This is a genomic window from Hallella mizrahii (genome assembly GCF_009695775.1).
Lineage (GTDB): Bacteria > Bacteroidota > Bacteroidia > Bacteroidales > Bacteroidaceae > Prevotella > Prevotella mizrahii.
Genome location: NZ_VUNG01000002.1, coordinates 118,431 through 140,599 on the forward strand (window position 1 = coordinate 118,431; position 22,169 = coordinate 140,599).

Sequence of the window (22,169 nt, forward strand, 5' to 3'; positions counted from 1 at the left end):
TATAATTAATGCTGCAAAAGTACGAAAAATCCCCCGAAAATCAGTAACTTTGCATCAAAAAGATAAACGAAGTGCATACACGCGAAGAAAAATTGAGAGCTTTCGGGCGATTGCTCGATGTGCAGCACCGCCTGCGCAAGGAATGTCCCTGGGACAAGAAGCAAACCATGGAGAGCCTCCGACCCAACACCATCGAAGAGGTTTTTGAGCTCGCCGACGCTCTGATGCGCCGCGATTACCACGAGGTGATGAAGGAGCTGGGCGATGTCATGGAGCATGTCGTCTTCTATGCGCTCATCGGCGACGAGGCCGGGGAGTTCGACATGGCGGACGTCTGCAACCGCGAGGCCGACAAGCTGATGTTCCGTCATCCCTTCATCGACTGGAACAACTCCCAAGGCGACTGGACGATCGACAACGAGCCGTTCTCGGTGTCGGCGACAGACATGACCATCAACGCCAAGGGACAAGTGGTCTACAAAGACAGCGAGGCCGACGGCAGCCAGGATACCGACAAGCCCCAGACGGCAGCCGGCGTGGAACAGACGTGGGAACAGATCAAGCAACGTGAGCGCGACGGCAACACCAGCGTACTCAGCGGTGTGCCCTCTGCCCTGCCCTCGCTCATCAAGGCTTACCGCATCCAGGACAAAGCACGCAACGTGGGCTTTGACTGGCAGAAAAAAGAAGATGTCTGGGACAAGGTGAAAGAGGAGATGGGAGAACTGGAGACGGAACTGAAGAAGGAGGACAAGGAAAACTCCACCAAGGAGCTAGGCGACTTCCTTTTCAGCGTCATCAATGCCGCACGCCTCTATCATCTCAACCCCGACAACGCACTGGAGCACACCAACCGCAAGTTCATCTCACGCTTCGGATATATCGAACAGAAAGCCAAAGAGCAGGGTAAGAGCCTCAAGGACATGACGCTCGGCGAGATGGATGCCTTGTGGAACGAGGCCAAAAGCGTACTGAAAGACGAGTGATACTGTTGCTCGAAACGGGCACTGGGTCTTTCAAGCAGAATGTTGATTATCGAACCCCATAAAACTAAAGCAAAATGAAGAAAATCACATTGATATGCCTTGCCGCCCTGGTCACGGCATTTGCCATGACGGGCTGCAAAGGAAAGAGCACAAAGACAACAACTGGAAGCAAAGACTCGGTAAAGGCTGAAACCACTTCCGACTCCACCATCTATGGCGTTTGTGGCGATGGCACTTCCATGAACGTCGTGCAGTTGGTCACCGACGCGGGCGACAGCATTGAATTTGAGTTGCCACAGACCGACGACGGCACGGAAGCAGTGCTCGGCGGACTGCTTGCCGGTGACCGTCTGGCTGTCATCGCCGGTGGTACAATGGACGGCATGAGGGTGGCCAAGAAGGTCATCAACCTCACCACACTGCAAGGTAAGTGGACAAGTCTCGACAAGAACTTCGAGATCCTTGAGGGCGGAACGGTGAAGTCAAACGTACAGGCAGAAAAGAATCCCTGGACCAGCTGGAAGATCCTCAACGGACAGCTGATACTCAACACCGACACCTTCAACATCGACCGGCTGGGCGGTGACTCGCTCTATCTCGAGAACCGTCAGGGCATCTTTGTCTACACACGACAGAAATAAATGGAGCCTTTCCTCATACATATCTTAGGCTGTGGCAGTGCCCTGCCCACACTCCGGCACAGCGCTTCCTCGCAAGTCATCGAACTGCGGGGCAAGCTCTTCATGATCGACTGTGGCGAGGGCACGCAACTGCAAATGCGGAAATACCATATCAGCTTCACCAAGATACAGACGGTGTTTATCTCGCATCTCCATGGCGACCACTGCTTCGGACTGATAGGCCTCATCTCCACCATGGGCATGCTGGGGCGTACCGCACCGCTGCACATCTACGCGCCGAAAGAGACGGGACCGCTGCTTGACATGCAACTGAAAATGTTCTGTACGGGACTGGAATTCAACGTGGTCTTTCACGCCGTTGACACAAAGAGACATCAAGTCATTTATGAAGACCGAAGTCTCACCGTGGAGTCGCTGCCCTTGCAGCATCGGGTGCCCTGCAATGGCTTTCTCTTCCGCGAGAAAGCTACCCTGCCCCACATACGCCGCGACATGATCGACTGCTACGAGATACCGGTGTCACAGATCAACAATATCAAACTCGGTGCTGACTGGACAACCGAGGACGGCGAGGTCATCCCCAACAGTCGTCTGGTCACTCCTGCCGACAAAAGCCGCAGCTATGCTTATTGCTGCGACACCCGTTTCATCCCTTCGCTCCATCAGCTCATCGAAGGCGTCGATGTGCTCTATCACGACTCCACATACGACAAAAGCATGGAAGAGCGGGCTGCTCTCTACAACCACTCTACGTCAACGCAAGCCGCAATGGTGGCTAAAGAGGCGCACGCCGGACAACTGCTGTTGGGACATTTCAGCGCACGATATGATAACGAGGAGGGTATACTCAACGAGGCAAAGGAGATCTTTCCCAATACACAACTGACAGACGAGGGCATGACGTTCCCTATCTTAGCAAAGAAATAGACAAAGCAATCACAAAAACAGCAACATGGCAAAAATGGGTAAATGGATAGGTGGCTTTCTCGGCTTGATCACTGCCGGACCTCTCGGTGCGTTGGCGGGGTTCGTCTTAGGTGCCATCTTTGATTCAAGCGTAGATGCTGTCAACGCCAACGGCGGCGAGGCTTATGCGCAACAGCATGTCTACGAGGGCGAGCGCAATACGTTCCGCTTCTCCCTGCTCGTGCTGGCTTCCTATATCATCAAGGCAGACGGCAAAGTGATGCATTCCGAAATGAATGTGGTGCGCAACTGGTTGAGGGTCAACTTTGGCGAGGTAGCCGTGGAGGAAGGCGAGAGCATCTTGCTGAAACTCTTCGAGCAGCAGAGGCGACTTGGTGCTGAGGAGTACCGAAGTGCCGTCATCAGCAGTTGTCACCAGCTCCGGCAGAACATGCTCTATGAGCAGCGACTGCAACTGCTCAACTTCCTGGCGATGATCGCGCAGGCCGATGGTGTGGTGACTCCGCAAGAGGTCAGCGCGCTGAAGGAGTGTGCGGTAGGACTGGGACTGAGCGAGGCTGACGTAGACGCCATGCTCAACCTGAAAGACGCTGGCACGAGTCTCGACGCTGCCTATAAGGTCTTGGGCGTGGCACCGACGGCTACAGACGACGAGGTGAAGGCTGCTTACCGACAACTGGCCTTGAAAAACCACCCCGACCGTGTGGCGACGCTCGGTGAGGATGTCAGAAAAGCAGCAGAGAAGAAGTTCCAGGAGATCAACGCGGCCAAGGAAACCATTTGGAAAGCAAGAGGGTTGTAAAAGTAAGCTCTCTCTAACTCTCCCAAGGGAGAGCATGGCGATACCAATACTGCATGTTGTGACATCAGAAAATTAAGATTTAAGACCTCTCTGTGTCTCCGTGTACTCAGTATGAGATAGAGACAAGCCTTTGTGAGAGAAGAGTTCTGCGTTATCTGTTATCTGCGAGAAAATAAAAAGGCTTGCATCTGTGAGGAAAGTCTCACATATATCACATTAAAGTCTCTGATATCTCTTGCAAAGGCGCAAAAAACGCAAAGAGACCTACGGTGGTGCTCTACCTTGCTTTCTCACCGCGTCAGCATGTTTTCAAGCGAGGAACGAGCATGGCATTCTCGGTCTTTGTCAAAAAAACACCTACTTTTTCTTCGGGTTCTTGCTGAAGTGATACACGATATGCGCCATGACATAATGCGGCAAAGACCGGTTCCACATTTCGGTGCGCCCCTGAGCATTGACCTCATATTGAGTTGATGTGATCTGTTGCAAGAGGTCGAATGCCTCGATTCGTGCGATGAGTTTACCCTTAAAGAACGGCTGACTGACTGAGGCGTTCAGGATGAAGTCGTCAGTATTCAGATTCCGGCTACCATATCCACGTCGTGAGTACATGGTTCCATCAGCGGAAACAGTCATGTTCAGTGTCGGGATAGTGTAACGGGCTGAGAATCCATACTGGAAATCTGTAGCATTCAGCGTCTCGAAGTCGTACATCTTTCCCTCGCTGTGCCGCCATCGTATGTCGCCCGTAGCACGTACATTCAGTGAGCCCCTGTTATATTGTAGGTAAGCACCATCATGCAGTGTCAAGGTGTTGACTACGTTTTTATCACTCGCTGTCATACCCGATAGCATGGCATAGTCAACGTCGTGGTTCAGGAAGGCATCAGCATTGGCCTGCCACGTCCAATAACGTTTTTTGTCTATGGCGCGTGTGATGTCGAACCTGGCATTCAGCCTGTATGCTCCTGTAACGTTCACGGGCTGATAAGTATAAACGCCGGTAGCCGCATTATAGGTTACTGACTGAGCCGTCTGCCGGTGATAGATGTCTGCTGATGCTCCCGCATGCCATTGTTGTTGGTTGGCTCCTTTATTATAAAAGTCCACGGCAAAATTAGAGGTGATGATGCTTTTGAGGTCTGGATTTCCCAACTTTACGACGAGTGGCTGGCTGTCGTCGCGGTAAGTGATACAGTCGGACAGACTGGCACCTGTGCGCTGGTGGTTTGCTTTTGCCCTAAAATCATGTTTGCCGTCTTTTGACACGTGCCTGAAGGAAGCATTGGCATTGACAAAGAACGTGTTTTGTGTGGCGAGCGTGTCAAGCCTGCCCCGCTGATAGTTGAGAGATTCATGACGTACGGGCAAGCTGATGCCTACGGTCCAGGGCTGATAGCTGATGGCAAACGGATTGTCCGGCGCAATTTTGTATTCTGCTTTGCCCGACAATGTGAGGCCGATAATGTTACCTATTGCTTTCGTTTTGCTGTCGTACGAATTGTTAAAGTCAGTAACGGCTCTCAGCGCATCCACCTGAGATGACAGAGTCAGCGTATCGGGATGGTACAGATAGTCGTGGACTTTCGTTTGGGTCAGATACAGGGTTTCGTTCAACTGCATGTCCACACCGCTAAACAACTTAGTATTATAATTCAATGAAGCATACCCCAATGATGTGCGGTTGCTAATGTCATTCAAATTGTGCAATTTTGTTTGCTGACGACCAGCGTATTGCGTCGTATTATAGCTTTGAGCTGATTTGGAATCATCCTCCGTGTGTTCTGCCTTGATATAGAAGCCAAGATATTTCTGCTTTTTCCCGATGTTGAATGCGCCTGTAGCCTCTATGTTCCCACTCCACGTCTCCCCTTCCCCGAAGCTGTGGGTGCGCTGTGATGCGGTCAGGGTGTCAGAGAATTGGTCAAACGCAGCGTTGAGCCGGTTATGAGATTTGGTATATGTGAAATCTGATGCAATATTTAGATAGAGCGGTTTGTTTAATGAAAGCTCATCGTGAGCGTTCCATTGGTGGTTCCCGGTACTGTTGAAACTTGTTGTCAGAGAAACAGGAGTTTCTCCTTGCAAGAATTGTTCGTAGCGGCTTCTTGACTCGCTGACATCTGTTGTTGAGGTGTAGGATGCCGTCAGGTTATTCTTCACTGTTCCTTTTTTGTTCTGGTAGTCCATTTCTCCCGCGGCGCTTCTGGTTGTAACCAGATTTTTAGGCATTGTGGCAGGAGTCCAGTTGTTGGATTGTCCGATATGGCGTGTCTCGTTCACGTTGTTAAGATTTCCCAGCATCGTGAAGCGATACCGGTCAGTAAAACTGAGAAGAAAAGCTCTGCCAAGCCATCGCTCATTGTTCCTGCGGCTCCTTCCACATTGGCGATGTATCCGTGCTGATATTCCCGTTTCAAGTTCACATCCATAACGAGTTTTTTCGGCTCTACATCATAACCCAAGGCCATACTCTTGTCAGTCTGCTTGTTATAGACCTTGACATGTTTTACTGTAAAATATGGCAGGTTCTCCATCAGCACCTTCTTATTGCCACGCATGAACGAGCGTGAGCCAAGCAACAACTCGTCCACCTTCCTGCCGTTCACGAATATCTCTCCTGCTTCGTTCATTTTCACACCCGGCATCTGCCGGATAAGGTCATTGAGCATAGACCCTTGCGGCAGTTTAAACGCCGTGGCGTCATAGACGATAGTGTCGCCCCGATAGAACATTTTTATCCGGGTGGCCTTCACCTCCACCTCATTCAGGTTCGTCTCTCTCATCTTACGCATCTCCAGCGTCGGCACCTCCACCTTAGCCTGAGTACCGATGCTTATCCGCTGCCAGACATCTTCATATCCTTTCAAACGGGCGTGCAGCAACAGTTCACTCTCACCGGTCTTGACTTTCGCCGAATATACAGCGGACAGTGGTTTCCCGTTTCGTTGGTAATAGATGGTCCGATAGCAGGAATCCACCAACACGCTGCTGTCGGGCCTGCATATCGACACCATCGCTTCGACGAGAGGAGTTTTCAGAAAAGCATCCTTTACGTCACTTGTGATAGTTATTTCTCCCTGTGGCTGTGCCCAAGTAACGAAAGCATGACAAAGGAGAACAAATATCAAGACACTCTTATGAAGTAATGATCTTGTCATATTTACTTTCTTTTGAATTTAAAATCTTGTTGTATTTAATATGAATTTATTATACTACTCCCTTCTAGAAACGTTCTCATAAGATCCAGTTTATGGGACAGGAGCAAAGATAAAGAAAAAAATACAGCAAAACAAGGATATTTAGTTAAATTACAAGAGAATCATGTTTTTCCGTAACTATCAGCGAATATATTTCACACAGAGTCTCTGAGACGCAGACGTATCAACCAAATATAAAAGTAATCAGATCAATCTTACGTTCTTCACTAATAGTTCTTAACGTCTCTTTCAGCCTCTTAACAATAGACTCAGCTCTTTCCAGATGGTCAGCCCTCAAATGAAAATCTGAAAAATGAATTATTCTCATAATATATATATGTCGTTTATCAATTCATATTCAAGGATTATCCTACATATAGGGGGGGATAGTACATTATGAAATTTGCACTTATTTGATTATTTATTATGTGCTAAGCACCACCCACATTCCATCATTGTCCTTTCCTTCATGTTTCAGGATGCCGTTCTTTTGCATTGCAGAAAGGTCGCGTTCGACGGTGCGCTGGCTCACCGACAAAGTCTCCGACATTTGTTTGCCGGTGATTGTCGGAGATTTTTTGATGAGATTGAGGATTTTCTGCTGACGCTCAGTGAGTTTCGTCTCCGACATGTCTCCGTCATGGTCTCCGACATTCGGGGTGTCGAAGGTGGCATAAATGATGGTCTGAAATTGGGTTGGAGTGGACTTGAACTTGGGTTTTAGCTCATCCTTATAACCTTCCAAGGCTTTGGTCTCATTACAGATGCGTGTGAGTCCGCTGCCTCGTTTCTCCATATAGTCAAGTTGAGCCATTACGTTTGCAAGTATGGGATTGCGCCTTTCAGAAGACACATCTTTGATGTCCAAATCCTGTATCAGTAAACCATTATACATTCCGCCTGGGGATGTGACAGTGAGACGGTCATCGTATATATCAAGATGTACTTCGCCACCCATTACAGTATAATCGCGATGGATGAAATGGTTTATCATTGCTTCAAGAACTGCACGTTCCGCATACTCTGGTTTGTTCTTTCTTCCATCAGGCAGTTTCTCCCAGCCTTTCTTTGTGTTGGATTTCACAAAATTCATAGCTTCACGAAGTAGCATGAGGACATTGCCTGTAAACTCTGCATCGTTGATGGCATCGCCCTTTTCCTTTCCATCCCATCGTGTGCAATATAGGCGAGATTGCCACAATGGGCAGTCATCGGCAAACAACGCTCCTGCATTCGTAAGGTTCCCTGCACCTGCCACCAGTCCAAACGACAAGAGATATTTCTTGTCCCATTCTTGTTTGGTGCGGTCTTTGAACGAGTTCGCCAATATCGTAAAGGAATAGTCCTCTGCCTTATAGTCTGTATGAAGGGAATCAAAAGTTTTGTTGGAACCTTTCAGCACCAAGCGAACCATCTGCTCTGCTGTGGCAGGAAGACTTTCATCACCGATACGAACAAAGGCAATTCGCTGACCATCTCCAACGTAGTAATATGGGGTATAATGCCCTGAATTGACTTTGAGTTGCAAGATGTGCAGACCATCTATATCATGGGGAATCATTTCCACCTCTGGTAGAGGATCCATGTAATCGCGTATCCTACTACTGATAGTCTCACATACATGCTGCACGTCATCAAGACCTTTGACGATACCATCATTATCTATGCCATAGAAAAGGGAACCGCCCAAGCCATTAGCGAAAGCACTAACGCTCTTCAACCAACTCTTAGGCTTCTTTTCTTCAAGCATCACCTTGAAGTCGTATGCAGTACATTCCGCTACCAGAGTCTTTAATTCCATTCCATATGAATTTTGGCTTATCACCTTGCAAAGGTACACTTTTTTCTTGAGAAGAAGGCATGAAATCACCGTTTCGCGCGTAAATTTTATCTAAAATCACACTTTTGTAACATCAAAAGTTTCGATAATTATTTTTTTGAGTACATTTGCAACGCATAGTGGCGAAATGCCATCTTTGCAAGACATATTGCTCACATCCTGCCAAATTACCACACCGAAAGGATAAACAGAGCAAACACCAATCATCGTGAAGTCGCGCCATAGGCGCAGACTTCCCCGTAGATGATTGGAGGCTGTGGTAAGCCTGGCAGGATTATGGTGGCGGTCTGCGCCATTTTAGTAGATATTTAAAACATAATTCTATGAAGAAAGTATTTTTGACGTTGCTCATGATGGGATTTTTTTGACACCCTTTGTCAACTTTCGCCACGATATTGCTTTACTCAAAAGCAAGTCGGAAACCTGTCAACTCTTGTAACCTATTGTTGCCTTTTGTCAACTATGTACACGATGTGGCAAAAATAAAGCCTCGTAAATTCTCTGCGGTAGAAATACGTTGCAAATTTAACGGGAATTTCCGAAGCAACCAAAAACAGCTTCTGAAGTGTTAAAATCTAAAAGTAGCTGTAATACAATGATTTAAGTTCGATTAGTTTTCGTTGTTCATGGTAGTTTATAGGTCTCTAAATACAGTCCTCGAATATAATAACAAGAGAGAAACTCGACCAAAAGCAACTATTATATTCAACAGTTTTTTCTTACAAAAGTCTGTCAACCCAAACATACGAAATAGGAAAGGAAAGACGACATTTCCGCTTTCTCAAACAAATTTTTGCAGTGTTGGGGGATAAAAAGGGTTGTTTGATGCTGTCATCTAAGTTGAATGACAAGGTCAGCTAAGTTGAATGACAAGGTCATCTAAGTTGAATGACGAGGTCATCTAACTGTTTTCTTCGGGTCAAACAACCGAGATGACAGCTCTTTTTCAAAGTTTCTTTGTAAAAAATCACCGATATCTATATACTACGAGCGATTCATTTTTATAACTGTCTGATTATTTGTTAGTTATAAAAAGATCGATTTTTTCGCAGAAATCAAGGTCAAAGGAGGTGCTGATGGAAAAGAATCGATTCTCAGTGCCTCTAAAATGTCACTTTATAAGACAATATAGGCTACGAACACACGTCGCAGCCCCATGAGTCAGACAGAAAGCTATCTGTAGGTGAAAAACGTTCCTCCATCTGACTGAGCGTATTTTCTGACGAGCTCCTGGATATACTGCGCGTTGGCAACCACCTGACTCTCATCGCCATCATAGCCATTGATGAGCACGACGAGGTGGGTCGTGGACAGACCTATCTTGGTCCGCTCATTGTCGGAAGTAGGCGTCCCTACTCCACCCACGGCATCGCGATAGACGGGGAGTCCCGCAATGTTGATCATGCCACGGCCGATTCCCTCGTAAGGTTCACCTTCCCGCCCCACGCCGAGCGTCAGCGTGTCACCCTCGAACTTATCCGCGTCGAAGCCGCCGATGCTGTAACCATAGCGGATGCTCGCCAAGTTGACGAGATCCACCAAGGTATCGATCTGATAGAGATCCTTGCCCTTGAGCTGCCGGCGTATCAGTGCCTCAGCGGCAGGACGGTAGCGCGAGGGATCCTTGCCACAAGCACGGTAGACGCGTCGCGTGGCTTCGATACCGGAAATAGCCTTCAGCGTCTCGGTGCTCAGTACCTGACGATAGTGCTCTCCCAAGGCATTGATCTCCTGCCACAGCTCAGCGCAATAGGGTGAGTTCTTTACCTGCGCTTCTACGCAAGCCCCCACGAAATTCGGACAAACGTTCTCTATCTCTTTTGAAACTATAATTTTCATCTTTTCTCTTTCTTAAATGACTCTTGCTATTTCTTATAAAGGTCAGCATGTGTACCTGTATCCATAAGATAAAGCGTCAACTCTTTGTCATTCTGATCCCATAATAGAATCCAGTCTGACGAGATATGGCATTCCCAAATACCTTTCAATTTGCCATGTAATTGATGTGGCAAATACTTCTCTGGGAGAAACCGTTTTTTGCAAGCAGGTTATACACGTCATCAAATAACGACATATCATAGCCCCGTTTCTTGCAGAGCTTATATGATTTCTTGAAAGACGTGGAGAAATAGATTTTATATTTCATTCGTCAAGCCACTTTTTTGCGTCCTCCAAGGAGTCGAAGGAATAAGTCTTTTCCTTTCCGCTCCTCACTGCTTTGATATGCTTGACAACATCTTCCTTTAGTTCTTCCGATGTCTCTTCCGATTTTAGTCTTTTTACGAAAGCCTTGCGAACGGCCTTGGGCTGACTCTTGAAAAGTGCCCAAAGAGCGTCTAAGGTTGAAACCTGAGTATTTGAAACTTGCAATGTAGCCATAACTATTCCTTTCTGATGCAAAAATAAAAATAAAATTCCAAAGTAGCAAACCTATGACAAAATAAAAAGGAATGAAATGGATTTTTATTTTGCATTCCCGAGTGCAGCGCAACTTATCTGAGATCTATACAGTAGACGAGGGGAATGACAAAATAAAAAGAGAACAAAAAGCCACAAATAAAGTTGGAAGTCTCATAGAAAAAACCTAATTTTGCAAATAAAGCAGATTATATAATGTGGAGATATGGAGAAAAACTTATCAGACATCTCTTTAAGAAACGGACAGAAAGCCAACCTATACGTGTTGTCCTTGAGTCCAAAATACAGGCCGATCGCGACAGAAGCGATATTCGAGTGTTTGAGACTGGGGTATCCTCTCAACGATATGGAGATTACGAGCAAGGCACGAGAGCTGCAGCGCAAGAGACTGAAGGGAAACGCCTGATTTCCATAGCCAAAGACTATGGCTTATTCATACCCAAATTAGAATGGAGTAAGTTTGGTGACCGCAAGCGACTCCCTTCCGGAGAGAGCATTGTCTATCTCAATGAAGAAGGGGACACTATTACCAAGATCCGCAATCCTTTCGCCAAGGCAGTTATCAAAAATATCCATGCACAAGATGTCATCTATGAACATTTGATCCATAACATTCTTTTCCCATCGACAAGCTATAAGTTTATTGGAATAAGCGAAGATACTGATGGCGTGAGGATTATCCTCCAACAACAATATCTTCCAAAGAAGTTCTCTACTCCAAGCCAAAAAGATATTGATGACTATCTACTGAAAGGATTAGGACTAAATATCGAAAACAGATATTTTTATGCTAACGAATACATTGCAATTACGGATGTATCCGCTGATGGAGATAATGTGCTATCTGACAATGAGCACCTGCTCTTTATCGATCCTATCATAAAGTTCAAGCAACCGGCAATAGTTGTTCTGAATCATTATTACGAAGAAATACAAGGTTCATTGAGATGAACAGCAAGAAAAACAACGAAACAACGGGCATACCGATTTTTTTTGTTAACTTTGTAAACAGAAAGCCTATTAAGGCAGGTTACGACCATATCACGATCTTATGACAAAGACAGAGGAAATGAAGGCTTTGATTGAGCAGCTCAACAAAGCCTCCGACGCATACTATAACGGCCGCGAGGAGCTGATGACCAACTATGAGTGGGACGCACTCTTCGACCGGCTCACCCGACTGGAACAGGAGACGGGCACCGTGCTGGAGGGTTCTCCTACCCATCACGTCTCCGCCGACACGCTCACAGGACAGAAAGAAGCCCACGAATATCCGGCTCTCTCACTGGCAAAGACGAAAAAGCCCGAGGATCTGGTGAAGTGGGCTGAGATGAAGCCCATCTGGCTCTCTTGGAAACTCGACGGACTCACCTTGGTAGCCACCTACGACAACGGACGGCTGACAAAACTCGTCACACGTGGCGACGGACATATCGGCACCAACATCACGCACTTGGCCTCAGCCATCAGCGGTGTATTGCCCAAGATCGACTACAAGAACCACACGGTCATTCGTGGCGAATGTGTCATCAGCTACCACGACTTTGAGCAGTTCAACATGGAAAGCGACGAGGAATATGCCAACCCACGCAACCTCGCCTCGGGCTCACTCACACTGAAAGATATCGACGAAGTGCGCCAACGCCACCTGCAGTGGATACCTTTCACCCTGGTGCACTGCGACGACGACATCCATTCGTGGGGACAGCGCATGGACTGGCTCAAACATCTCGGCTTCCGACCCGTGGAGCACGAACTCATCGAGCAACCATCGCTGGAACATGTCGAGGATGCCATCAACCGTTGGACCAAAAAAGTGGAAACAATGCCCTACCCCGTCGACGGACTCGTCATCGCCTACGACGACAACGACTATGCTCAGACGGGATCGGTCACCGGCCACCATGCCACACGCGCGGGCTATGCCTTTAAATGGGCCGACGAAAGCGCCCTGACCGAGCTGGACCACATCGAATGGAGTTGCGCCGCATCGACAATTTCGCCCGTGGCCGTCTTTCGACCCGTACAGCTTGAAGGCACCACGGTGAAACGTGCCTCGCTGTGCAACATCAGTGAGTGCGAGCGACTGGGCATTGGCGACAAGGGCACGAAACTCGAAGTCATCAAAGCCAATAAGATCATCCCGAAAGTCATCAGCGTCAGAGAGAAAGTCGGTGAGTTGCAGATTCCCGGACAATGTCCCGTGTGCGGACATCCCACCTTGGTGACCACCAGCGCGGCCAGCGGCACACGCACACTGCACTGCACCAACCCAAACTGCGCAGCCAAGAAACTGAAAAAATTTGCCCGCTTCGTGTCGAAAGAAGGCGTAAACGTCGACGGCATCTCAGAACAGACGCTCGCACGGTTCATCAACCTGGGATGGGTGACTCGCTATGGCGACATCTTCCGGCTGGGCGACCATGCACAGCAGATGGCCCATCTCGACGGTTTCGGTGCCAAATCTGTTTCCAATCTGATGGCTTCGCTCGACAAAGCCCGCAACGTCGAGGCACGCCAATTGCTTTACGCCCTTTGCATCCCACTATGCGGCAAGGATGTCTGCCAACGGTTGCTCTCGGCCTACAGCCTGCAAGCACTGGTCGACATCGCCACCACCGACGGCGGGCTTTTCGGCAGAGGTGAGCAGTTGGCTATGATTCCCGGTATCGGCCCCGAAAAGTCGGCATCGTTCACAGCGTGGTTCCGCAATGCCGACAACAAGCATGACTTCGACGACCTCATGGAGCAACTCCACGTCACAGAATCGTCGACAGCACCCACCGGCAACCGCTGTCAGGGACTGACCTTCGTCATCACGGGCGATGTGCACCACTATAAGAATCGGGCAGAACTCAAAGCTTATATCGAGAGTCAGGGTGGAAAAGTCACAGGATCGGTCAGCAAGTCGACAAGCTTCCTGATCAACAATGACAATACCAGCACCAGCGGCAAGAACAAGAAAGCCCACGAGCTCAACACGCCCATCATCACCGAGGACGAGTTTATCAGCAAATTCACCGAAGGATGATGCCCAGTAGGAACAGCGTCTCAACCTTATCAACGAATCAAAAACAACAGACATAGCATATTACAGACACCATGAGAATAGATATCATTACCGTATTGCCAGAGATGATCGAGGGCTTTGTCCACGAGTCGATATTGGCACGTGCACAGAAAAAAGGCTTGGCCGAGATCCATCTCCACAACCTGCGCGACTACACCCTTGACAAATGGCGCCGTGTCGACGACTATCCCTACGGCGGCTTTGCGGGTATGGTGATGCAGATAGAGCCCATCGACCGCTGCATCTCGACCCTGAAGGCAGAACGGGACTACGACGACGTGATCTACGTCACACCCGACGGAGAGAAGTTCGACCAGCATATCGCCAACGACATGTCGCTGCAGCAAAACCTCATCATCCTTTGCGGACACTACAAGGGCATCGACCAGCGCGTGCGCGACCACTTCATCACACGCGAGATCAGCGTGGGTGACTTTGTGCTCACCGGCGGCGAACTGGCAGCAGCCTGCATCGCTGACGCTGTGGTCAGACTGGTACCCGGCGTGATCAGCGATGATCAGAGTGCCCTCTCGGACTGCTTTCAGGACGATCTGCTGGCAGCACCGATCTACACACGCCCCGCTGACTACAAAGGATGGAAGGTGCCCGACATCCTGCTGAGCGGCAATGAGGCTAAAATCAAACAATGGGAAATGGATCAGGCCATGGAGCGCACAAAACGCTTGCGTCCCGACCTGCTGAAGAAATAACAAAAAACGCCATCCGGTTACGGATTGTGCAACCGGATGGTGTTGATACCTAAATCGACTTTCTCATCGTCGGCCAACGACTGAACAGCAGAGGCGACCGTATCCTTGTCGAAATGAAGGGTACGAAGAACGGAAAGATCATGGGAATCGCCATCGGACAAGAGCTCAAGAATCTGACGTGGCAAAGCAGCCACCCGCTGACGGTAGTCCTTACGGCGCTGGACGCAGACGTCACACTGACCGCAATCGTCTTTTGCCTCCTCTCCAAAATATGCCAACAACTGACGGCTGCGGCACTCCTGATCGTTGAGGACATAATCCATCATCGCCTTGAGCCTTTGCTCATATTTTTGTTTCCTGTCCTCATAGACATGAGGCGGGATGATTACATCCTCAATGCTGACGCGGTCCTGGAGATATGTGATCTGCGGAATATGGCGGTTGGGGATGAAGTGGATGATGTGCTTGGCACTCATCGTCTTCAACACCAAATAGGTCTGCTGCTCACTCAACTGTGTACGCTCAGCCACCTCGTTTAAATCAAAAAAGGCATAGCGCGTAAAAATACCATCGCACAGTCGCAACAAGACAGTGAGGACAAGATCCTCTTGAGCAGGCAGACGAAGACGATAGAGTTCGTCACGACTGACCAGAATCCTCACCCGCGAGACACTGTCTGGCTCAGAATTGTAATCGATGTAGCCGGCGTATTGCAATAGCTGCAAGGCGGAAGGCACCATGAAAGGCGACAGATGATAGGATGCGCAGAACTTGTCGATATTGAAAAGAAACGTGTGTCCACCTCCACTTCCCACACCGACCTGATAGAAATATGCCAAACGCTCATACACGTCGGCAATCTTCTCCTTGGGCGGAAAGTTCATTTCCACACGCTTGAGCATCATGCGCAGATCCATCTGATCATCCCAAAGCAACACAGCATAGGACTTCTGTCCGTCGCGCCCTGCCCTACCGGCTTCCTGGAAGTAGGCCTCAATGGCATCGGGACAATCAAAATGAACGACCAGACGCACGTCGGGTTTGTCGATGCCCATGCCAAAAGCGTTGGTGGCAACCATCACCCGCACCTCGTCGCGCGTCCATTTTTCTTGCCGCTCGTCTTTGTCCTGAGGCTCCAGACCGGCATGATAATATGTAGAGGAAATACCGCTCTCGGTGAGAAAAGTCGACAGCAAGCGGCTCTTCTCACGGCTACGGACATAGACGATGGCACAGCCTGGAACATGCCGGAGGATATGCACCAGCTCTTTCTGCTTGTCGACGGTGGGACGTACCACATAGATGACGTTCTTCCGGACAAAACTCATCTTGAAGAACCGCTTGTCCTTGAAGGCCAACCGGTCCATGATGTCATGGACAACAGCCGGCGTGGCGGTGGCTGTAAGAGCCAGCACGGGTACGCCGGGCTTGACCTGCCGGATGTCTGCAATCTTGAGATAGGAAGGACGAAAGTCGTAGCCCCACTGGCTGATACAATGAGCCTCGTCGACCGTGATGAAGCTCACGGGAATGCGCTTGAGCTTTTGAAGAAACAAAGGACTGCCGAGACGCTCAGGCGAGACATAGAGCAACTTCAGCCCGCCAAAGATGGCATTCTCCAACGTCGCGACAATCTTGCTGCGCGACATGGAGGAATAGATGGCTGCCGCCTTGATGCCGTTGGCCTGAAGATGGGCGACCTGGTCTTTCATCAAGGCGATCAGTGGCGTGATGACTATGCAGACGCCATCAGCAGCCAAGGCTGGTACCTGGAAGGTGATGGACTTTCCACCACCCGTCGGCATCAGTCCCAACGTGTCGTGGCCGTTGCCAATGCTGTCTATGATGTCGCGCTGAATGCCGCGAAAGTCGTCATAGCCCCAATAACGCTGAAGAATTTCACGATACTTGTCCAATGTTCAAGCTCCAACTCTTTACCTCTAATTTTATATATCCTTATGCCACAAGACACTTACTCGCTCTTGCGTGGCCGGATATCCTCGATCTGCAACTGCACTTGGTTGCGCTTGAAGACATTGTCCTCAATGGTGTAGGCGATGTCGAATGACCGACGCGACTTGATATATCGGGCGGACGCACTCTGACCGAAGGCAATGCCGTTGACCACAACACCCGACTTGGAGTCGACAAGTTCCAGTTTGATATGCTCCTGAGACCGCCCGACGACCTTGCTGGTGCCATAGTCGTAGACGCCAAGCGTACAGAACACCGGTTTGGGATTGCTCGGCCCAAAGGGTGAGAAGCGCTTCAGGTCGTTGTAGAGTTTCTTGGTGATGTCCTTGAAGTCGATGATCGCATCAATCCTGAGGTAAGCCTCGGTTTGCTCGGGCTGGATATGCTCCTCGACATATTTCTGAAAACGCTTGCGGAATGTGGGGATGTCGGCCCAGCGCAAGGTAAGTCCGGCGGCATAGGTGTGCCCTCCGAAATTGATGAGCAGGTCACGGCAGCTCTTAATGGCCGAATAGATGTCGAAGCCCATCACCGAGCGGGCTGAGCCTGTCGCAAGGTCACCGTCACGCGTAAGAACAACTGTTGGCCGGAAATAGATCTCTGTCAGTCGGGAAGCCACAATGCCGATGACGCCTTTCTTCCAGTGCTCATCATACAGGACGATGCTTGACTGATGTTTCTGGCTTTCCAGACGCGAGACGATCTGGTTGGCATCTTCGGTCATGTGCTTGTCGATGTCCTTGCGCTGCTCATTGTACTCATTGATATGCTTGGCCTTGCGCAGTGCCTCGTTGATGTCTTTCTCCACGAGCAGGTCCACGCTTTCCTTACCGTTCTCCATACGTCCGGAGGCATTGATGCGCGGTCCGATCTTGAAGACGATATCGCTCATGGAGATGTCGCGGCCGCTGAGTCCACAGATGTCGATGATGGCTTTCAGGCCCACACTGGGATTCTGATTGAGAATCTTCAGTCCATGGAAAGCGAGAATGCGGTTCTCATCAACCACCGGTACCATATCGGCGGCAATGCTCACGGCGCAAAAGTCCAGCAAAGGGATAAGCCGGGAGAAGGGAATGCCATTGTTCTTGGCGAAAGCCTGCATGAGCTTGAAGCCCACACCGCAACCACAGAGTTGCTTGAAAGGATAGGGATCGTCGTCGCGCTTGGGGTCAAGAATGGCCACTGCGGGTGGCATCTCCTCGTCGGGTACATGGTGGTCGCAGATGATGAAGTCAATACCCAACGACTTGGCATAGGCAATTTCCTTGACTGCCTTGATGCCACAGTCAAGGATGATCACCAGTTTCACACCTGTCCGATGGGCATAGTCCAACCCTTTGCGGCTGATGCCGTAGCCCTCATCGTAGCGATCAGGAATGTAATAGTCTATATTGGAATAGAACTGCTGTAAAAACTTATAAACCAAAGCCACCGCAGTGCATCCGTCAACATCATAGTCACCATAGACGAGCACCCGCTCCTTGCGGCCCATCGCATCATTGAGTCTGTCGACCGCCGCGTCCATATCCTTCATACGGAAAGGATTGATCAGGTCGGCCAACTGAGGCTTGAAGAATTGCTTGGCTGCACTCTCTGTGGTGATGCCACGCTTGACGAGAAGCTGGGTAAGCAAGGGACTCATGTTGAGTTTCTCGCTCAGTTCGCCCGCCAAACGGAGTTCATCAGATGTAGGTGGCACATACTTCCATTTGAAATGCATTTTAAATATTTCTTTTTCTGCTTCAAAGATACAAATTTTCTTGCTGAACAGCAAAAAAACTATAGAAAAAGTATAAGGAAGGATGGAAATGAGGATAGCAGCAGTGCGGCTCGATGAAAGAAAGCCGACTGGCGAAAACAGAAATCCGCCTCTTCACACTGCGGTGAAGAGGCGGATGGTATGACTTAAGATCTTAATGATCAGATGTTGCACTTCTTGCGGATGTCCTTAGGCACAGCGTTTTTGTTGACCATGAAGTCCATGGTGTTGGCGATGATGAAGTTCTTGGTCATATACCAGATGCCGTCATAGTCGCCGCTCTTGCCCCAAGAGTTCTTTACCATGTAGTACTCCTTGCCATTCTGATCCTTAGCAATACCGAAGATCAGCATACCGTGGTCGTCGGTGAGCTCCCAGTCGTCGAAGCGCTCCTGACGCTGCTTTTGTGTAGGCACGACCTCCGGAACGTTAACACCGAGAGAGTCTACAATACTTTTCTTCTTGGCAGGAGTGAGTTTCAGCCAACGGGCCATGTCACTGCCTTTCATGTTCTCGAGCTTCTTCTCATCGACATTGTATGCGAGTCCCTTGCGGGTGAAGCCTTCCTCACTGACGTCGCCGCCCCAGGCAATCGTATAGCCGTTCATGATGGCATTGTCGAGGATCTTCTGGAGATCGTCGATAGGCACGTTCCATGTCAGAGGATTGCGCCAATTGTCCTGTACTTCTACAGCAAACTGTGTCCAGAAAGGATGATGGGAGAAAGAGGTGAAGCTCACATAGTTGTTCCAGTCAAGACCAAGGGAAGCGGCGAAAGTCTTCGGCGTGTAGGTCTTGCCCTCGTAGGTGAACTGCTCAGGGCACTTGCCAAGATAAGCGTCGAGAATGCCTTGCAATCCTACCTTCCACTGGCTGGAGATCTTCTTCAGGCTGCTCTTGGCAACGCTCTGCACGTAGGGAGTCATCACAGAGAAGAACTCACCGAAGTTGTTGAGCGAGTCGCCATAGAGACTGCCGGGGAAAGGCATGGCTTTTTCCGGGCAGATGCCGTAATGCTCGAGGCAATAAAGAGGATCGTAGGTGCTGCCGCCCTCAGAGAACTGGCAGTCGCCATGCAGGCGCACGACCTGGATAGCACGGTCCATATATGTCTTGTTGGCCACAAAGCTCTCGCAAAGATCATAGGTCTTGCCTGTGGCCTTGAGAATCTCTGACTCGAAATAGCTCAGCGTGGAATAGTCCCAACACGTACCTGAGCGGTTCTGATCCTTGATGGAAGTGATCGGGTTCTTCTTGACAACGGTGAACACCGGCTTGTTGGGATTAACACTGTCTTTTTTCTCAGCGTGGGCACCTAACGTGCACACTGCAAGTAAAGCCAATACAATTACTTTCTTCATCTTTTTCTTTTTGGTTGACTTGTCTTAATGTTGTTACTTGTAATTCTCTCTATAGTCTTTTCTATATTAGCGGTTCTCAGCCATGAAGGCTTCCACATCCTTGGGATGGTAAGGAATGCGGTTCTTGCCTATGAAGCGGCAACCATCATCGGTGATGAGCAGATCGTCCTCAATACGGATACCACCGAAGTCCTTATAGGTCTCCAACTTGTCGAAGTTGATGAACTCCTTGCAGTGGCCGCTGGCTTTCCAGTCATCGATCAGTGCGGGAATGAAGTAGATACCCGGCTCGTCGGTGACGACAAAGCCTTTTTGCAAGCGGCGCCCTAAGCGCAGGCAGTTGGTGCCAAACTGCTCAAGGTTAGGACGAACCTCCTCGTCGAAACCTACATTGATCTGGTCGAAGCCCTCCATATCGTGTACATCCATACCCATCATGTGGCCAAGTCCATGGCACATAAACATGGCGTGAGCACCGGCGCGAACAGCTTCCTCGGTGTCGCCTTTCATCAGACCGAGCTCTTTCAAACGGTCGGTCATCAAACGGCAAACGGCGAAGTGAACATCCCACCACTTCACACCAGGCTTGGCTACCTGAAGTACGTAGTCGTGGCAAGCCTCTACGATGGAATAGATCTCGAGCTGACGCTGGTCGTAGTGACCGCTCACCGGAGAGGTACGGGTGTTGTCGGAGCAATAGTTGTTGATCGTCTCGGCACCGGCGTCGCAAAGCATCAGACGGCCAGCCTCCAACTTGTTCATTGAGGGAGAGCCGTGCATGATCTCGCCATGCTGTGTCAGGATGGTAGCAAAACTGACCATAGAACCCAGTCCGTTGGCGATACCGTCGAGAGCACCGGCAATTTCTTGCTCTGTGATACCCGGGCGGCACATCTTCATGGCTGTCGTGTGCATCTTATAGCCAATGACGGCGGCACGCTCCAATTCCTCGACTTCTTCATCAGTCTTCACAGAACGCATCTTCACGATAGCCTTGATCAAGTCCATGGAAGCACTCTCTTTCTGCTGATTGGGATGGATGCCGAGCAGATCGAATATCTGAATCTTTATGTCTGCACGGTAAGGCGGCAGAAAATGGATGCGGCGCTTCTGACGCATGGCATCGTTGCAGATGGTCTTCAACGACTTCATCGGCGCAGAGTTCTTCACACCGACCTGCTCTGCCATGTCGTGTACACTTTCTACAGAACCATACCATACGATATCGTCGATACTGATGTCGTCGCCGATGAGTGTCTCAATATCATTATCCACATCAATGACACCCACGAGTCCGTCACGGTTCAGACCGAAATAATACAGGAATGATGAATCCTGACGGAAAGGATGGTATCCGTTGTTGGGAAAGTTGGCGGGAGAATTATTGTTGCCGAAGAGGATAATCACTCCACTCTTCACAAGCTTTTTGAGTTCAGCACGACGACTGACATAAGTTTCTTTGCTATACATAGACAATGAATTTAATATTCATTGCAAAGTTACTAATTATTCACTTAAATTGCGTAACTTTGCAATTAAAATTAAATGTTTTTATGCAAATTGATACGAATACAGGATTGGTGCTCGAAGGCGGCGGTATGCGCGGCGTCTTCACAAGTGGCGTCTTGGACGCTTTCATGAAGCACGAGGTATGGTTTCGCTATGTCGTCGCGGTGTCTGCCGGTGCTTGCAATGGCATGAGTTACATCTCACGCCAACCCCGGCGTGCGCGCATCTCGAACATCGACTATCTGACAAGATATAACTATATAGGTATAAAGCATCTGGTCACGCAAGGCTGCATCTTTGACCGGGAATTGCTATACGACCGTTTCCCCAACGAGCTGTTGCCCTTTGACTATGACGAATACTTCCGCCATGCCGACGGTTTCGAAATGGTGGCGACAGACTGCGCGTCGGGTCATCCTGTCTATCTCAAGGAGACACACGACCGGCAACGGGCCTGCGACATCGTGAAGGCTTCCAGCAGTCTGCCCTATGTGAGCAAGATCGTTTGGGTGGACGGGCGGCCGCTGCTCGACGGAGGTATCATTGACTCTATACCCGTGATGCGGAGTATAGAAGCCGGACACGCCACCAACGTGGTCATCTCTACCCGTAACTATGGATTCAGAGAACTGGGCAAAGACCGGAAAATACCACCCTTTGTCTACCGCAACTACCCTCGGCTGCGTTTGGCACTCAGCCATCGCATCCGGGCATACAACCAACAGCTGCAGCTCATCGAGGACTTGGAGCACGAAGACCGCATCATCTGCATCCGGCCACGGAAGCCCATGCAAGTGAGAAGAATAGAGAAGGACGTGGAGAAACTCGAAGCCCTCTATGAGGAAGGATTCGCTCTGGGTGAACAGTTTTGCGAAACTTATGGCAAGTACATCCGCGAAGAGCCCTCATCTAAGACTTTGTAACAAAGGAAACACATAGACTAAAAAACAAAGCAAAGACAAAGTAAAC

18 protein-coding genes are annotated in these 22,169 nt (G+C 49.4%); 8 read left to right on the top strand and 10 right to left on the bottom strand.

The features are described from left to right. Positions 1–71: 71 nt before the first annotated feature. The 4 genes from mazG (at position 72) to FYJ73_RS01440 (ending at position 3,356) form a co-directional block, all read left to right on the top strand. Entirely contained in the window at positions 72–986 is a 915-nt protein-coding gene (mazG, locus tag FYJ73_RS01425; protein WP_336509562.1) for a nucleoside triphosphate pyrophosphohydrolase, read from the top strand. Positions 987–1,060: 74 nt separating this feature from the next. Then, positions 1,061–1,627, top strand: a complete 567-nt coding sequence (locus FYJ73_RS01430; RefSeq protein WP_154532893.1) for a lipocalin-like domain-containing protein — start codon at positions 1,061–1,063, stop codon at positions 1,625–1,627. Then, the gene (locus tag FYJ73_RS01435) at positions 1,628–2,554 is read left to right on the top strand and encodes a ribonuclease Z (protein WP_154532895.1); all 927 of its coding nucleotides are present in this window, start codon (positions 1,628–1,630) and stop codon (positions 2,552–2,554) included. Between the two features lie 25 nt (positions 2,555–2,579). After that, complete coding sequence (locus tag FYJ73_RS01440; RefSeq protein WP_154532897.1) at positions 2,580–3,356, top strand: DnaJ domain-containing protein; 777 nt, start codon at positions 2,580–2,582, stop codon at positions 3,354–3,356. Between the two features lie 357 nt (positions 3,357–3,713). On the opposite strand, the gene FYJ73_RS01445 is transcribed toward FYJ73_RS01440, so the two are convergent. From FYJ73_RS01445 to FYJ73_RS01470, 6 genes are all read right to left on the bottom strand, one after another. Then, positions 3,714–5,660, bottom strand: coding sequence for a hypothetical protein (locus tag FYJ73_RS01445; protein ID WP_154532899.1), 1,947 nt, complete (start codon positions 5,658–5,660; stop codon positions 3,714–3,716). Then, the gene (locus FYJ73_RS01450) at positions 5,636–6,517 is read right to left on the bottom strand and encodes a hypothetical protein (RefSeq protein ID WP_154532901.1); all 882 of its coding nucleotides are present in this window, start codon (positions 6,515–6,517) and stop codon (positions 5,636–5,638) included. The genes FYJ73_RS01445 and FYJ73_RS01450 overlap by 25 nt, the downstream gene beginning before the upstream one ends. A gap of 463 nt (positions 6,518–6,980) precedes the next feature. Beyond that, positions 6,981–8,357: an ATP-binding protein gene (locus FYJ73_RS01455; protein WP_154532903.1), complete on the bottom strand. Its 1,377-nt coding sequence runs from the start codon at positions 8,355–8,357 to the stop codon at positions 6,981–6,983. 1,212 nt (positions 8,358–9,569) lie between these two features. Then, the gene (locus FYJ73_RS01460) at positions 9,570–10,235 is read right to left on the bottom strand and encodes a B3/B4 domain-containing protein (protein ID WP_154532904.1); all 666 of its coding nucleotides are present in this window, start codon (positions 10,233–10,235) and stop codon (positions 9,570–9,572) included. A gap of 26 nt (positions 10,236–10,261) precedes the next feature. After that, on the bottom strand, positions 10,262–10,408 hold the full coding sequence (locus FYJ73_RS16220; RefSeq protein ID WP_336509563.1) for a type II toxin-antitoxin system RelE/ParE family toxin: 147 nt from the start codon (positions 10,406–10,408) through the stop codon (positions 10,262–10,264). Between the two features lie 130 nt (positions 10,409–10,538). Beyond that, positions 10,539–10,775: a hypothetical protein gene (locus tag FYJ73_RS01470; RefSeq protein WP_154532906.1), complete on the bottom strand. Its 237-nt coding sequence runs from the start codon at positions 10,773–10,775 to the stop codon at positions 10,539–10,541. A 234-nt stretch (positions 10,776–11,009) separates the two neighbouring features. Here FYJ73_RS01470 and FYJ73_RS15670 point away from each other — a divergent pair, with 234 nt between their 5' ends. From FYJ73_RS15670 to trmD, 3 genes are all read left to right on the top strand, one after another. Continuing rightward, entirely contained in the window at positions 11,010–11,765 is a 756-nt protein-coding gene (locus tag FYJ73_RS15670; protein WP_206081662.1) for a putative polyvalent protein kinase domain-containing protein, read from the top strand. Between the two features lie 100 nt (positions 11,766–11,865). Beyond that, positions 11,866–13,845, top strand: coding sequence for an NAD-dependent DNA ligase LigA (gene ligA, locus FYJ73_RS01485; protein ID WP_154532908.1), 1,980 nt, complete (start codon positions 11,866–11,868; stop codon positions 13,843–13,845). 71 nt (positions 13,846–13,916) lie between these two features. After that, positions 13,917–14,594: a tRNA (guanosine(37)-N1)-methyltransferase TrmD gene (gene trmD, locus FYJ73_RS01490; protein ID WP_154532910.1), complete on the top strand. Its 678-nt coding sequence runs from the start codon at positions 13,917–13,919 to the stop codon at positions 14,592–14,594. A gap of 17 nt (positions 14,595–14,611) precedes the next feature. Here the strand turns inward: trmD and FYJ73_RS01495 are convergent, their stop codons facing one another. From FYJ73_RS01495 to FYJ73_RS01510, 4 genes are all read right to left on the bottom strand, one after another. Next, on the bottom strand, positions 14,612–16,510 hold the full coding sequence (locus tag FYJ73_RS01495; protein ID WP_154532912.1) for a RecQ family ATP-dependent DNA helicase: 1,899 nt from the start codon (positions 16,508–16,510) through the stop codon (positions 14,612–14,614). Positions 16,511–16,566: 56 nt separating this feature from the next. Then, positions 16,567–18,291, bottom strand: coding sequence for a single-stranded-DNA-specific exonuclease RecJ (gene recJ / locus FYJ73_RS01500; protein ID WP_154532914.1), 1,725 nt, complete (start codon positions 18,289–18,291; stop codon positions 16,567–16,569). A 200-nt stretch (positions 18,292–18,491) separates the two neighbouring features. After that, the gene (locus FYJ73_RS01505; protein ID WP_154532916.1) at positions 18,492–19,691 is read right to left on the bottom strand and encodes a C1 family peptidase; all 1,200 of its coding nucleotides are present in this window, start codon (positions 19,689–19,691) and stop codon (positions 18,492–18,494) included. A 66-nt stretch (positions 19,692–19,757) separates the two neighbouring features. After that, entirely contained in the window at positions 19,758–21,161 is a 1,404-nt protein-coding gene (locus FYJ73_RS01510; RefSeq protein WP_154532918.1) for an aminopeptidase P family protein, read from the bottom strand. 83 nt (positions 21,162–21,244) lie between these two features. Here FYJ73_RS01510 and FYJ73_RS01515 point away from each other — a divergent pair, with 83 nt between their 5' ends. Continuing rightward, a complete protein-coding gene (locus FYJ73_RS01515) occupies positions 21,245–22,123 on the top strand; it encodes a patatin-like phospholipase family protein (RefSeq protein ID WP_154532920.1) in 879 nt (292 codons plus the stop codon). Positions 22,124–22,169 lie beyond the last annotated feature (46 nt).